At 53.8% G+C, this 14,522-nt stretch carries 13 protein-coding genes and 1 riboswitch; of the genes, 7 read left to right on the top strand and 6 right to left on the bottom strand.

Annotation, left to right across the window (positions count from 1 at the left end):
• Nucleotides 1–15 precede the first annotated feature (15 nt).
• A riboswitch (TPP riboswitch) is annotated at nt 16–116 on the bottom strand.
• 36 nt (nt 117–152) lie between these two features.
• The gene (gene sgrR / locus RW65_RS14440) at nt 153–1,808 is read right to left on the bottom strand and encodes an HTH-type transcriptional regulator SgrR (protein ID WP_039057466.1); all 1,656 of its coding nucleotides are present in this window, start codon (nt 1,806–1,808) and stop codon (nt 153–155) included.
• An 87-nt stretch (nt 1,809–1,895) separates the two neighbouring features.
• Here sgrR and sgrT point away from each other — a divergent pair, with 87 nt between their 5' ends.
• Nucleotides 1,896–2,045, top strand: coding sequence for a glucose uptake inhibitor SgrT (sgrT, locus tag RW65_RS22045; protein WP_072037764.1), 150 nt, complete (start codon nt 1,896–1,898; stop codon nt 2,043–2,045).
• 123 nt (nt 2,046–2,168) lie between these two features.
• On the top strand, nt 2,169–3,347 hold the full coding sequence (locus RW65_RS14435) for a sugar efflux transporter (protein ID WP_039057465.1): 1,179 nt from the start codon (nt 2,169–2,171) through the stop codon (nt 3,345–3,347).
• 35 nt (nt 3,348–3,382) lie between these two features.
• Here RW65_RS14435 and leuD read toward each other — a convergent pair whose 3' ends face one another.
• The 5 genes from leuD to leuL form a co-directional block, all read right to left on the bottom strand.
• Nucleotides 3,383–3,988, bottom strand: a complete 606-nt coding sequence (leuD, locus tag RW65_RS14430; RefSeq protein ID WP_039057464.1) for a 3-isopropylmalate dehydratase small subunit — start codon at nt 3,986–3,988, stop codon at nt 3,383–3,385.
• Nucleotides 3,989–3,998: 10 nt separating this feature from the next.
• Nucleotides 3,999–5,396: a 3-isopropylmalate dehydratase large subunit gene (leuC, locus tag RW65_RS14425; protein WP_039057463.1), complete on the bottom strand. Its 1,398-nt coding sequence runs from the start codon at nt 5,394–5,396 to the stop codon at nt 3,999–4,001.
• Nucleotides 5,397–5,398: 2 nt separating this feature from the next.
• The gene (gene leuB, locus RW65_RS14420; protein WP_039057462.1) at nt 5,399–6,490 is read right to left on the bottom strand and encodes a 3-isopropylmalate dehydrogenase; all 1,092 of its coding nucleotides are present in this window, start codon (nt 6,488–6,490) and stop codon (nt 5,399–5,401) included.
• Entirely contained in the window at nt 6,490–8,061 is a 1,572-nt protein-coding gene (gene leuA, locus RW65_RS14415; RefSeq protein WP_039057461.1) for a 2-isopropylmalate synthase, read from the bottom strand. The genes leuB and leuA overlap by 1 nt, the downstream gene beginning before the upstream one ends.
• A gap of 91 nt (nt 8,062–8,152) precedes the next feature.
• Nucleotides 8,153–8,239 carry a leu operon leader peptide gene (leuL, locus tag RW65_RS23240; protein ID WP_156124007.1) on the bottom strand — a complete coding sequence of 29 codons (87 nt, stop codon included), beginning with the start codon at nt 8,237–8,239 and terminating at the stop codon, nt 8,153–8,155.
• A 463-nt stretch (nt 8,240–8,702) separates the two neighbouring features.
• On the opposite strand from leuL, the gene leuO reads away from it, so the two are divergent.
• From leuO to mraZ, 5 genes are all read left to right on the top strand, one after another.
• A complete protein-coding gene (gene leuO, locus RW65_RS14410) occupies nt 8,703–9,659 on the top strand; it encodes a transcriptional regulator LeuO (protein WP_502685558.1) in 957 nt (318 codons plus the stop codon).
• A gap of 382 nt (nt 9,660–10,041) precedes the next feature.
• On the top strand, nt 10,042–11,766 hold the full coding sequence (ilvI, locus tag RW65_RS14405) for an acetolactate synthase 3 large subunit (protein ID WP_039057459.1): 1,725 nt from the start codon (nt 10,042–10,044) through the stop codon (nt 11,764–11,766).
• 2 nt (nt 11,767–11,768) lie between these two features.
• Nucleotides 11,769–12,260, top strand: a complete 492-nt coding sequence (gene ilvN / locus RW65_RS14400; RefSeq protein ID WP_039057458.1) for an acetolactate synthase small subunit — start codon at nt 11,769–11,771, stop codon at nt 12,258–12,260.
• A gap of 177 nt (nt 12,261–12,437) precedes the next feature.
• The gene (gene cra, locus RW65_RS14395) at nt 12,438–13,442 is read left to right on the top strand and encodes a catabolite repressor/activator (RefSeq protein WP_039057457.1); all 1,005 of its coding nucleotides are present in this window, start codon (nt 12,438–12,440) and stop codon (nt 13,440–13,442) included.
• A 619-nt stretch (nt 13,443–14,061) separates the two neighbouring features.
• Nucleotides 14,062–14,520: a division/cell wall cluster transcriptional repressor MraZ gene (gene mraZ / locus RW65_RS14390; RefSeq protein WP_039057456.1), complete on the top strand. Its 459-nt coding sequence runs from the start codon at nt 14,062–14,064 to the stop codon at nt 14,518–14,520.
• Nucleotides 14,521–14,522: the final 2 nt, after the last annotated feature.

Raw genomic sequence — 14,522 nt, 5'->3', positions numbered from 1 at the left:
GGGTGGCAAAGGATTTTGAGATGCAGCCTCAAATCCCTTCGCCGGCGTTATCCGGATCAGGTTCGACGGGTATTTTCTCAGCACACGCCTGTGGCGCAGCACCCCGTTGAGAACGGCGCTATTGTAATGATTTGGTAAAAAATGCGAAAGCCTTATGGATCCGGCGGCGCAAACCAGGCCGATTTAAAGTCAAACCAGCCCAGCGTATTCATGCGCAGCCCGCGCATAGTGCGTTGTCCCTGAATCATCAGCCAGTGATGAATTAACGGTACGATGGCTTTGCGGGTCAGTAACTGCTGTGACCAGGCGGCAAGCTGCATCTCACCGTTGCGCCATTTTGCCGCATCTGCCTGCCAGTCGATGGGGATGCAGTGTTGCAATAGCGGCACTTCGTAGAGGTTAGCAAATACCGAGAAATCAAGGGGCAGAGTGAAGTTAGCGCTGTTTAGCCAGATATCGCTCTCGGCTTCGCCCCGATGCCATTCGGCGTAATCCACCTCCTGTACGATGAGCTTCACGCCATGTTCCGCCAGCAGCGTACTCATGGTGCGTGATAGCGCCTCGTGTTCATTGTGTTCGCGATAGAAGGTCAGCGTCAGGGTTTCCAGCCCGGCAGGTTTTTCACCGCCGCCGGGGCGTGCGTGATGCCAGCGCGGCAGCAGGCCATAGGCCGGGAACCAATACTGTTGATAGTGCTCGTTGGCATTGAACAGCAGGTTGGTGGGGGAGAGCACATGGCTGACCCATTCTCGCACCGCCGGGTTAGCGCCAAGACGCGAACGCTCATCGAACAGCAGATAGTAACAGCCCTCTTCAAGGCGGCTTTCAACGGCTTTTTCGCCTTCCGTTGGCCCCTCAAGGGTCAGGCCGCAGGCCGGTTCATCGCTCAGGTCCGGCAGCACCCAAACGTTCACTTCGTCGATCAAGGCGCGGAAACCGAAATAGTCGTCAAAGGCATGAATTTTCAACTGGTTGCTGTTATTGCGCGTCACGGCATACGGCCCGGTGCCAATTGGCTGGCTGGCGAAGTTGTGTAGCGTGTTCCATTCCCGCGGCAAAATCATCGACGGCACATGTCCCATCAGCCAGGGCAGCCAGTTATCCGGCTGGCTGAGGTGAATATCCAGCGTCCAGGGCGTCGGCGAGAGCACCTCGCGAATATGAGAATAGAGTGGCAGGGCGGTGGCGCGTTGCAAAGAGGTAATAACGTCGCTCATCTCCAGTTCGCGGCCATGGTGAAAATGAATGCCGGGGCGCAAATAAAAGCGCCAGTGCAAAGGGGAAATCAACTTCCAGTGATGGGCTATGTCCGCTTCCAGTTCCCCGTTTTCCTCATTTATACGGGTCAGTGCATTGAAGATTTGCCGCGCCATATGGGTTTCGGAGCGGCGTAATGCGGTGCCGGGCAGCAGGTTGCGCAGCGGGCGGTAATAAAGTACGCGCAGAATATGCCGCCCCTGGCGAAAGCTTCTGCCAAGATGGGACACCAGCATCTGGCGCACGGCGGTTTTATCACCGACCAGCTGCACCAGTTGATCAATGCGATCCTGTTCCAGCAGGTCTTCGGCGCGCTGCTGCTGCAGTGCAAGACCGGTATACAGGAAGGTTAAACGTGAGCGCTTGCCGCGACCCGCTTCCGCATCCCATGTCAGCCAGCCACGCTCCTGCATGGTATTGAGCAGGGTGCGCATATGGCGGCGCGAGCAGCTGAGCAGCTCCGCCAGCTCGTTAAGGGTGGTTTCCTGCGATTTTCCATCACAGCATTGCCACAGGCGGATGAACTGTTGTTGCAGGCGACCGGATGACATAAAAGAGGAACTCCTGACAAAAACTCAGCAATTTATTTATCCCTATATTAAGCCAATACTTCTCAGTGATGAAAGCGAGGAGGTGATATGCAGGGATTATTTGTTAGACAGTTTTATCTGGGCTATTTTCGTGCCACACAGGACGTGGGCTGGCTCGCCCTTAGCGCAACGTTGCGCCTGACGATGCTGGAGGAGCTGATGCAGTGGGAAGTGACAATCCCTGCAGCGAAAGACTGAATCGCAGCCATCATGTGTGACTGAGTATTACGTGCGAATGCACGCGCCAGCAAAAAGTTTTTTGCTGGCTTTTTTCGTTTATGCTTATCACCGCTTTTTAGCCGTATTAACAAGGAAAAGTCCATGCTCTGGCTAATGACGATGGGGCGTCGCCTTAATGGCGTGTACATCGCTTTTATGTTTGTCGCATTTATGATGGGAGTGGCCGGTGCGTTACAAGCGCCGACCCTGAGCCTGTTTCTCAGCCGGGAAGTGGGCGCGGAGCCGTTTTGGGTTGGACTCTTTTATACCGTTAACGCGATAGCCGGGATTCTGGTCAGCCTTGGGCTGGCAAAACGATCCGACCGCCAGGGCGATCGCCGCAAACTGATCCTCTTTTGCTGCCTGATGGCGGTAGGCAATGCGCTATTATTTGCCTTTAACCGCCATTATTTAACGCTGATTACCTGCGGGGTACTGCTGGCGTCGTTGGCGAATACCGCCATGCCGCAGCTGTTTGCGCTGGCGCGTGAATACGCAGACAGTTCTGCCCGTGAAGTGGTGATGTTCAGCTCGGTGATGCGCGCCCAGCTTTCGCTGGCGTGGGTGATTGGCCCGCCGCTGGCCTTTATGCTGGCCCTCAATTACGGCTTTACTACCATGTTCACCATCGCCGCCGGGATATTTGCCATCAGCCTGGCGCTGATTGCTCTGTTACTGCCGTCGGTGAAACGTATTGAGCAGCCCGCCGACGTGGCGGTGACGCAGGTCAGCGGCTGGAGCGATAAAAATATCCGCATGCTGTTTATTGCCTCCACCCTGATGTGGACCTGCAATACCATGTACATCATCGATATGCCGCTGTGGATAAGCCTCGAACTGGGGCTGCCGGATAAACTCGCCGGTATTTTGATGGGTACTGCGGCAGGGCTGGAGATCCCGGCGATGATCCTCGCAGGCTATTTTGTCAAACGCATTGGCAAACGGCGCATGATGGTCACCGCCGTTGCGGCGGGCGTGCTGTTCTATGTCGGTCTGATTTTTTTCCACAGCCAGACGGCATTACTGTCGCTGCAGCTGTTTAACGCGGTGTTTATCGGTATTGTCGCCGGGATCGGTATGTTGTGGTTTCAGGATCTGATGCCGGGACGCGCCGGGTCGGCAACCACGCTGTTTACCAATAGCATTTCGACCGGTGTGATTCTGGCTGGGGTGATTCAGGGCGCGCTGGCGCAGAGCTACGGTCACGGGTCGGTGTACTACGCGATCGCGGTGCTCTCTGTGGTCACGCTGTGGCTGACCAGCCGGGTAAAAGATGTCTGAAAGTATCAGGCCCGGAAGACCGGGCCTGATAAACGTTAGCGCATAAAGGCGGGCTGCTTGTTCTCATAAGCGGCGATCGCAACTTCGTGCTGCAGCGTCAGACCGATGCTGTCCAGACCGTTCAGCATGCAGTGACGGCGGAAGGCGTCGATAGAGAAGCTGTAAGACTTGCCGCCCGCTTTAACCACCTGCGCCTGCAGATCCACTTCAAAGGTGGTTCCCGGATGGCTCTGCACCAGCGTGAAGAGTTCATCGACCTCTGTATCGCTCAGCGTCACCGGCAGCAGCTGATTGTTAAAGCTGTTGCCGTAGAAGATGTCGGCAAAGCTTGGGGCAATGACCACTTTGAAACCATAATCCGTCAGCGCCCACGGGGCGTGTTCCCGCGACGAGCCGCAGCCAAAGTTTTCCCGCGCCAGTAAAATCGATGCGCCCTGGTACTGCGGGAAGTTCAGCACAAATTCCGGATTGGGCTGCTGGCCTTTATCATCGAGAAAACGCCAGTCGTTAAACAGATGGGCGCCAAAGCCGGTGCGCGTCACCTTCTGCAAAAACTGTTTCGGGATAATAGCGTCCGTATCGACATTCGCGGCGTCCAACGGAACCACAAGTCCAGTATGTTGGGTAAATTTCTCTGCCATGGTGCTCTCCTTACAGGCTGCGAATATCAGCGAAATGGCCGGTTACGGCAGCGGCAGCGGCCATCGCCGGGCTGACCAGATGGGTGCGACCGCCGCGGCCCTGACGGCCTTCAAAGTTACGGTTGCTGGTGGACGCACATCGCTCACCCGGATTCAGACGGTCGTTGTTCATCGCCAGACACATGGAGCAGCCCGGTAAGCGCCACTCAAAGCCAGCTTCAATAAAGATCTTATCCAGCCCTTCGGCTTCCGCCTGCGCTTTCACCGGACCGGATCCCGGCACCACCAGCGCCTGTACGCCGGGGGCGACTTTGCGCCCTTTGGCGATCTCTGCCGCCGCGCGTAAATCTTCAATACGCGAGTTAGTACAGGAACCAATAAAGACTTTATCAATCGCCACTTCCGTCAGCGGCACGCCCGGTTTAAGGCCCATATAGGCCAGCGCTTTTTCCGCCGACGCGCGTTCAACGGGATCGGCAAAGGAGGCTGGATCGGGAATAAAATCGGTAACCGAAATGACCTGGCCTGGGTTGGTGCCCCAGGTGACCTGCGGGGCGATCTCTTCTGCCTGTAAGGTCACGACGGTATCAAAGTGCGCGCCTTCATCGGTATGCAGGGTTTTCCAGTAGGCCACCGCATCGTCGAAATCTTTGCCTTTCGGCGCGTGCAGGCGGCCCTGAACGTAGTTAAACGTGGTGTCATCCGGCGCGACCAGACCCGCTTTCGCACCCATCTCAATGGCCATATTGCACAGCGTCATACGGCCTTCCATGCTCAGGGCGCGGATCGCCTCGCCGCAGAACTCAACCACATGACCGGTACCGCCGGCGCTGCCGGTTTTACCGATAATCGCCAGTACGATATCTTTTGCGGTGATGCCCGGTGCTGCCGTGCCTTTAACCTCAATCTTCATGGTTTTGGCGCGCCCCTGTTTCAGGGTTTGCGTCGCCAGCACATGCTCCACTTCGGAGGTGCCGATACCGAACGCCAGCGCGCCAAACGCGCCGTGAGTCGCGGTGTGGGAATCGCCGCAAACAATGGTCATTCCCGGCAGGGTAATACCCTGTTCCGGCCCCATTACGTGGACGATGCCCTGATACGGGTGGTTCAGGTCATACAGTTCGACGCCAAACTCGTTGCAGTTTTTAATCAACTCCTGCATCTGGATACGCGCCATTTCGCCGGAGGCGTTGATATCTTTGGTTTGCGTCGAGACGTTGTGATCCATGGTGGCAAAGGTTTTACCCGGCTGGCGCACCGGACGGTGATGCGCGCGCAGGCCATCAAACGCCTGCGGTGAAGTAACTTCATGCACCAGGTGACGATCGATATACAACAGTGGGGTTTCGTTCGGCGCTTCATACACAATATGGGCATCGAACAATTTTTCATACAAAGACTTAGCCATAATTACACCCCTTCGGCGACATAACGAGCGATGATGTCACCCATCTCATCGGTAGTGACAGCGGCCGCGCCACGGGCCAAATCGCCGGTACGCACGCCCTCTTCTAAAGCACGGTTAATAGCGCCTTCGATGGCATCAGCCGCTTCGCCCGCATTCAGGCTGTAGCGCAGCAGCAGCGCCAGCGACAGGATCTGCGCAATCGGGTTAGCAATATTTTTACCGGCGATATCCGGGGCGGAGCCGCCTGCCGGTTCATACAGGCCAAAGCCTTGTTCATTGAGGCTGGCCGACGGCAGCATGCCCATTGAACCAGTGATCATCGCGCACTCATCAGAAAGAATGTCGCCGAACAGGTTCGAACACAGCAGCACATCAAACTGGGACGGATCTTTAATCAACTGCATGGTGGCGTTGTCGATATACATATGGACCAGTTCAACGTCCGGGTATTCGCCAGCAATTTCGTTGACGATTTCACGCCACAGCAGGGAGGTTTGCAATACGTTGGCTTTATCAATCGAATGCACTTTCTTACGGCGTTTACGCGCCGATTCAAAGGCAATGCGCGCAATGCGCTCAATTTCAAAACGGTGATAGATCTCGGTATCAAAGGCTTTTTCATGCTGACCGCTGCCTTCGCGGCCTTTTGGCTGACCAAAGTAAATACCGCCGGTTAACTCGCGCACGCACAGAATGTCGAAGCCGTTAGCGGCGATATCTTCACGCAGCGGACAGAAGGCTTCCAGCCCCTGATATAATTTTGCCGGACGCAGGTTACTGAACAGCTTGAAATGCTTACGCAGCGGCAGCAATGCGCCGCGCTCCGGCTGTTGCGCCGGGGGCAAGTTTTCCCACTTCGGGCCACCAACGGAGCCGAACAGGATCGCATCGGCTTGCTCACAACCTGCCACCGTGGCCTGCGGCAGCGGATTGCCGTGACGATCGATGGCAATGCCGCCGACATCATAGTGGCTGGTGGAAATCTTCATCGCGAAACGGTTACGCACGGCTTCCAGGACTTTCAGCGCTTGCGCCATTACTTCCGGGCCAATGCCGTCACCCGGCAACACAGCAATATGATAACTCTTCGACATCACACGGTTTCCTTGTTGTTCTCTTTGTTCTGCGCTTTGCGTTGCAACTCTTTTTCAACTTCGGCGGCGCGCCAGATGTTATTCAGCACGTGCACCATCGCTTTCGCGGAGGATTCAACGATATCGGTAGCCAGCCCCACGCCGTGGAAGCGGCGACCGTTATAGTTGACGACGATATCCACCTGGCCCAGCGCATCTTTACCGTGGCCTTTGGCGGTTAAACCGTATTTCACCAGTTCAATGTCATACTCGGTGATGCGGTTGATGGCCTGATAGACGGCGTCCACCGGACCGTTGCCGTTCGCCGCTTCGGCTTTTACTTCTTCACCGCAGGCCAGCTTAACGGAGGCGGTGGCAATGTCGCTGGAGCCGGACTGCACGCTGAAGTAATCCAGGCGGAAATGTTCTGGCTCTTCCTGCTGTTTATTAATAAACGCCAGCGCTTCCAGGTCGTAATCGAACACCTGGCCTTTCTTATCCGCCAGCTTCAAGAACGCGTCGTACAGGTTATCCATATTGTAGTCGGCTTCCTGATAGCCCATCTCTTCCATACGGTGCTTCACTGCCGCTCGCCCGGAACGGGAGGTCAGGTTCAGTTGCACCTGGTTCAGCCCGATGGATTCCGGGGTCATGATTTCGTAGTTTTCGCGGTTTTTCAGCACGCCATCCTGGTGAATACCCGAGGAGTGGGCGAAGGCGCCAGTACCGACCACCGCTTTGTTGGCCGGAACCGGCATATTGCAGATCTGGCTGACGGTCTGGCTGGTGCGCCAGATTTCATGGTGATTGATTTGCGTGTGCACATTCATAATGTCTTTACGCACTTTAATCGCCATGATCACCTCTTCAAGTGAGCAGTTACCGGCGCGTTCGCCGATACCGTTCATCGCCCCTTCCACCTGGCGTGCGCCAGCGTGAACGGCGGCGATTGCGTTGCCCACCGCCATGCCTAAATCGTCATGGGTGTGAACGGAGATAATGGCTTGATCGATGTTGGGAACGCGTTCGTAGAGGCCAGAAATGATATTGGCGAACTCAAAGGGCATGGTATAGCCCACGGTATCCGGGATATTGATGGTTTTCGCACCCGCGTTAATGGCGGCTTCCACCACCCGCGCCAGATCGGCAATTGGCGTACGGCCTGCGTCTTCGCAGGAAAATTCTACATCGTCGGTATAGTTGCGCGCCCGTTTAACCATGTAGATAGCGCGCTCAATCACTTCATCCAGCGTACTGCGCAGTTTGGTGGCAATATGCATCGGCGAGGTGGCGATAAAGGTATGGATACGGAAGGCTTCCGCCACTTTTAACGATTCGGCCGCGACATCAATATCTTTCTCGACGCAGCGGGCGAGGGCGCAAACGCGGCTGTTTTTTACCTGACGAGCAATGGTTTGTACCGATTCAAAATCACCCGGAGAAGAGACCGGGAAGCCTACCTCCATCACATCGACGCCCATACGTTCCAGCGCCAGGGCGATTTGCAGCTTCTCTTTCACGCTCAGGCTTGCCTGTAACGCCTGTTCACCATCACGTAATGTGGTATCGAAAATAACGACTTGCTGGCTCATGGTTTAGGTCCTTTTTCTCTTAGGTCGCCTCGCTACGAGCATAAAAAAACCCGCGCCAAGGCGCGGGTTTTAGTCTTAACTGGAGGACGATTCAGTTGTGAAAGCCGCCCACCGGTCTACCGCGCACGAGAGATGCGTTTAGTAGTAGTAGACCAGCGAAACCGACGTTGCGAATCATGAATCTTGCTCCAGGTGAAAGCGATATGCTTTTAGTGGTACTGGATACGTAAGTTAATGTCAACCCCAGAGCGGAAAACCCTTCGCAAAGAGAAACGATTATTTTGCTGTGCGGCAGGTAAAAATTCTGCAAGACGCGGCTAAAACGTCTGTTTCATGCTTAGGCGACGGTTGGTTGAAATGATAAATAAGCGACAGCAGCGTAAACGAGGTAATGTTAGCCGTGATTCATTAAAAGAAAGCCGTAGAGAAATATATTTCTTGTATCGCCAGAGAGGCATTAAATTAAAAATAGCGTAGCATTTTCCTGGAATTAAGGTGAATTACTTACCTTTATGGGAAATAAATCGTGACTAAGCTTTATGTATTCCTAATTTCTTACGTCGCGCTTCTATTAATGTTATATGCATGATAAATCATCGTCCTGAATATTATAACGCAGAGCGAAGGAATTGATGATGACGATGGATTGCAAAAGCCTTGAGGTAAACGTTAATAATCAGCGTGTGAATGAAGCAGGAAAACCACAGTTACGTTCTGTCGACCTTAATTTGCTCACCGTTTTTGATGTCGTGATGCAGGAACAAAATATCACGCGCGCAGCACATATCCTTGGCATGTCACAACCGGCGGTCAGCAACGCCGTTGCCCGCCTTAAGATCATGTTTAATGATGAACTTTTTATACGCTATGGCCGGGGTATTCAGCCTACGGCGCGTTCGTATCAGCTGTTTGGCGCTATTCGCCAGGCGCTACAGCTGGTGCAAAATGAACTGCCGGGTTCCGGGTTCGATCCTCTCTGCAGCGAACGGGTATTTAATCTCAGCGTGTGTAGCCCGTTGGATAACCTGTTAACGTCGGCAATATATAATCGTGTAGCTAAGATCGCGCCTAAAGTTAATTTAGTGTTTAATTCCGATCTTAATCACAGTACAGAGCACCAGTTGCGCTATCAAGAACTTGAATTTGTGATCAGCTACGAAGAATTCCGCCGACCGGAATTTTTTTGTGTTCCGCTATTTAATGATGAAATAGTGCTGGCCGCGAGTCGCCAGCATCCCCGCCTTAAAACATTCATCACCGAAAACGCCATTTTCAGAGAGCAGCACGCGGTGGTCTCGCTGGACAGGCATGCGTCGTTTAGCCAGCCGTGGTATGACAGCGTCGACAAGCGAAGCTGTATTGCCTATCAGGGAATGGCACTGTCCAGCGTGTTAAATGTCGTCTCGCAGACCCATTTAGTGGCCATTGCGCCCCTCTGGTTAGTCAATATGTTCTCTGAAGGACAAGACTTACAGGCGCTGCCGCTGCCGTTAAATCTTAAGCGCCGCACCTGCTATCTCTCCTGGCACGAAGCCGCAGGCAGGGATAAGGGCCATCAATGGATGGAAGAGTTGCTGGTTTCGGTGTGCAGTCGTTAACTCCTGCATGGGATAGCCCGGCGCGAGCGCCGGGTTATTCTGCTCCCTGCTTTTCCTGCGCTATTTTGTCCTGATTTACGTCCATCGCAATAACGGGCGTTATGTCGAAAATGGATCATTTACTGAGCAAGCGGCCATTCGAATGATGAATGGTCATCGTCTTTGTTTATCACAGAGGTTTCCACCAATTCTGCCCGTTTGAGATTGTTTTTTCACTTTCGCCCGTGGTTCTCGCCGCGGGCTGGCGCATTGCCTGTCAGATTTTGAGCGGTTATGTTAACTGCCATTCATAATCAGAATGCAGGGATTTCCTGCTCTGAGCAGAGCGACGGTGCGGTGAAAATGTGCCGTGCGTCGACAAACGTAAGCCTGGAGGCAAAGCATGGAGATGTTGTCTGGCGCCGAGATGGTCGTCCGATCGCTGATTGATCAAGGCGTAAAGAAAGTATTCGGCTATCCCGGTGGCGCGGTTCTTGATATCTACGATGCCCTGCACACCGTTGGCGGGATTGAACATATCCTGGTGCGTCACGAGCAGGCTGCGGTGCATATGGCCGATGGGCTGGCGCGCGCGACGGGAGAAGTGGGTGTTGTGCTGGTGACCTCCGGTCCTGGGGCAACCAACGCTATTACCGGTATCGCCACCGCCTATATGGATTCCATTCCGCTGGTGGTGCTTTCCGGGCAGGTTGCCACCTCGCTGATTGGCTATGACGCCTTTCAGGAGTGCGACATGGTCGGGATTTCCCGCCCGGTGGTAAAGCACAGCTTTTTGGTTAAACAGACGGAAGATATTCCCGGTGTATTAAAGAAAGCCTTTTGGCTTGCGGCCAGCGGTCGTCCAGGGCCGGTGGTTGTGGATTTGCCGAAAGATATTATGAATCCGGCTAACAAGCTGCCTTACGTCTGGCCGGAATCCGTTAGCATGCGTTCCTATAATCCCACCACCCAGGGACATAAAGGGCAGATAAAGCGCGCGCTGCAAACCCTGGCGGCGGCGAAAAAACCGGTGGTCTATGTCGGCGGCGGCGCGATCAACTCGGCGTGCGAAGTGGCGTTACGCCAGCTTGCTGAAAAACTTAATTTACCGGTGGTCTCTTCCTTGATGGGACTGGGCGCCTTTCCGGCCTCTCACCGCCAGGCGCTGGGCATGCTGGGCATGCACGGCACTTACGAAGCCAATATGACGATGCACCATTCAGACGTCATCTTTGCCGTTGGCGTGCGCTTTGACGATCGCACCACCAATAATCTGGCAAAATATTGTCCTCATGCGACGGTGCTGCATATCGACATCGATCCCACCTCGATTTCCAAAACCGTGCAGGCGGATATTCCTATTGTCGGCGATGCGCGGTGGGTGCTGGAACAGATGCTGGAATTGCTGGAGCAGGAAGCGTATCCGCAGCCGCTGGACGATATCCGCGACTGGTGGCAACAGATCGAACAGTGGCGCGCCCGTCAGTGCCTGAAATACGATACGCACAGTGAAAGTATTAAACCGCAGGCGGTGATTGAAACCATCTGGCGTCTGACGCAGGGGGATGCGTATGTTACCTCTGATGTTGGTCAGCATCAGATGTTCGCCGCGCTCTATTATCCCTTCGATAAACCGCGCCGCTGGATTAATTCAGGCGGGCTGGGCACGATGGGATTTGGGCTACCGGCGGCGCTCGGCGTGAAAATGGCGCTGCCGGATGAGACGGTGATTTGCGTCACCGGTGACGGCAGTATTCAGATGAATATTCAGGAGCTGTCAACGGCACTGCAATATGAGCTGCCGGTGCTGGTGTTGAATCTTAACAACGGTTACCTGGGCATGGTCAAGCAGTGGCAGGATATGATTTACGCTGGCCGCCATTCGCAATCTTATATGCAGTCGTTGCCTGATTTTGCCCGGCTGGCGGAAGCGTACGGCCATGTTGGCATCCGTATTACGCGCCCGGACCAGCTTGAAGCGAAACTGGCAGAAGCGCTGGAGCAGGTGAAGAACAATCGCCTGGTATTTGTTGACGTTATTGTTGACGGTAGTGAACACGTTTATCCGATGCATATCCGCGGCGGCGGGATGGATGAGATGTGGTTAAGCAAAACGGAGAGAACCTGATTATGCGCCGGATATTATCTGTATTACTGGAAAATGAATCGGGCGCGTTATCGCGTGTGATCGGTCTCTTCTCACAGCGCGGCTACAACATTGAAAGCCTGACGGTTGCCCCCACCGACGATCCGACCCTGTCGCGGATGACCATCCAGACCGTCGGCGATCAGAAAGTGCTCGAGCAGATCGAAAAACAGCTGCACAAACTGGTGGATGTTCTGCGGGTCAATGAATTAGGGCAAGGCGCTTATGTTGAGCGCGAGATAATGTTGGTGAAGATCCAGGCCAGCGGTTATGGGCGCGAAGAGGTGAAACGCAACACGGAGATTTTCCGTGGGCAGATCATTGATGTGACCCCTTCTATTTATACGGTTCAGCTTGCCGGAACCAGCGATAAGCTGGATGCGTTTCTGGCGACCATCCGCGACGTGGCGAAGATTGTCGAAGTCGCGCGATCCGGCGTGGTGGGCTTATCCCGCGGCGATAAGATCATGCGCTGATAGCAATCCCTGATGCCATTTGCAGGCCCGGCTTCTTATGCCGGGCTTTTTTTTGCAAAATCAGACGGAGCCAGATACGAAAGCGGTTGCCGGAGTGTGGATTCTGCGCTTAGATGTTATGGAAATTAGCCTATATCCCTAAAAAGGTTATGGAGTACATTATTTTAAGGGGCAATTGTGAAACTGGATGAAATCGCCCGGCTAGCCGGCGTCTCACGCACCACGGCCAGCTACGTCATTAATGGTAAGGCGAAGCAGTACCGTGTCAGTGATAAAACCGTTGAAAAAGTGATGGCGGTCGTGCGTGAGCATAATTACCACCCGAACGCGGTGGCGGCTGGGTTGCGAGCAGGACGTACTCGCTCGATTGGGTTGGTTATCCCCGATCTCGAAAACACAAGCTATACGCGGATTGCCAACTATCTGGAGCGCCAGGCGCGCCAGCGCGGCTATCAGCTGCTGATTGCCTGTTCAGAAGATCAGCCCGACAACGAAATGCGCTGTATTGAACATCTGCTGCAACGGCAGGTGGATGCGATCATTGTCTCCACCTCGCTACCGCCGGAACACCCCTTCTATCAACGCTGGGCTAATGATGCCTTCCCAATCGTCGCGCTGGATCGCGCGCTGGATCGCGAACACTTCACCAGCGTCGTCGGTGCCGATCAAGATGACGCAGAAATGCTGGCCGAAGAGCTGCGTAAGTTCCCGGCGGAGCGCGTACTCTATCTGGGCGCATTACCGGAGCTGTCGGTGAGTTTCCTGCGTGAGCAAGGTTTTCGCACCGCGTGGAAAGACGATCCGCGCGACGTTGAGTACCTTTATGCTAATAGCTATGAGCGGGAAGCCGCAGCGCAGCTGTTTGAAAAATGGCTGGAAACCCATTCGATGCCGCAGGCAATGTTTATCACCTCGTTTGCCTTATTACAGGGCGTGCTGGACGTGACGTTACGCCGTGACGGCAAACTGCCTGCTGATTTGGCGATTGCCACCTTTGGCGATCACGAGCTGCTCGATTTTCTGCAATGCCCGGTATTGGCCGTAGCGCAGCGCCACCGTGATGTAGCCGAACGCGTGCTGGAAATCGTGCTGGCAAGTCTGGATGAGCCGCGCAAACCGAAACCGGGCCTCAGCCGTATTCGCCGGAATCTCTACCGGCGCGGCATCCTGAGTCGGGTGTAAGTTTCGCATGAAAGGCAGCGCAAGCTGCCTTTTTTGTATTCTTATCCGACCCTGAGGCAAATTATTATCGTGATTATCTTAAGATAAATCCTTATTTTTTCCGTGGCTGTTGGAAATTAATTTTTCTGGTTTCTTAAAAACCATTTTTTAAAGTGAATCGAGCGGTAACTTATCGCCAATTTTGTATTGAATTGTTACATCTCCACCAACATTGGCGTATTGAATTAACGCGCATTTAGCGGGTGAAAATTCTACCGCTGTCGATATGCCGCCGCGCCATGTGCGCGTTGGCGTAACTGCTACTGTTAAGTCTGGTAAATATGTCTTAAAATGCAGCCCGCGTCGCAAACTGACATTTTAAATATGCGCGCAAAAATTGAATGGTCTTAATGGCGTAAATGCATATTTTGTTTTTTTTCTTGCAAATATTCATGACGTTAATTTGCCTCGTAAGCTGAACACTATTTCACCTGCGAAGATATTCTCTGCAAATAAGGGATCTTTTGTTCTCGTTAGCCATTGTGCTGGCTTGACAAGCTTTTCCTCCGCTCCGTAAACTCCTTCGGTGGGGTTTTGTGGGATAAAGTGGTGTAAAAGGGTCACTGGGGGTGCATCGGACATGTTCCGTGGAGCGACGTTAGTTAATCTCGACAGCAAAGGGCGGTTATCCGTTCCAACCCGCTATCGGGATTTGCTGCAGGAGAACGCCTCCGGTCAAATGGTTTGCACCATTGACATCCATCACTCATGCCTGCTGCTTTACCCTTTGCCCGAGTGGGAAATTATCGAGCAAAAACTGTCGCGTCTGTCGAGCATGAATCCGCTTGAACGGCGCGTGCAACGTTTATTGCTGGGGCATGCCAGCGAATGCCAGATGGATAGCGCCGGGCGATTGTTGATTGCCCCTGTTTTACGGCAACACGCCGGGTTAACGAAAGAAGTGATGCTGGTCGGGCAGTTCAATAAATTTGAACTGTGGGATGAAACGACCTGGTATCAACAGGTCAAGGAAGATATCGACGCTGAGCAATCAGGTTCCGAAGCACTGTCGGACAGGTTGCAGGATTTGTCTTTGTAATG

This window comes from Enterobacter sp. Bisph1 (assembly GCF_000814905.1).
Taxonomy (GTDB): Bacteria; Pseudomonadota; Gammaproteobacteria; order Enterobacterales; family Enterobacteriaceae; genus Kosakonia.
Note: the sequence above shows the minus strand (reverse complement) of the source record. Positions and strands in the feature narration are given on the sequence as shown.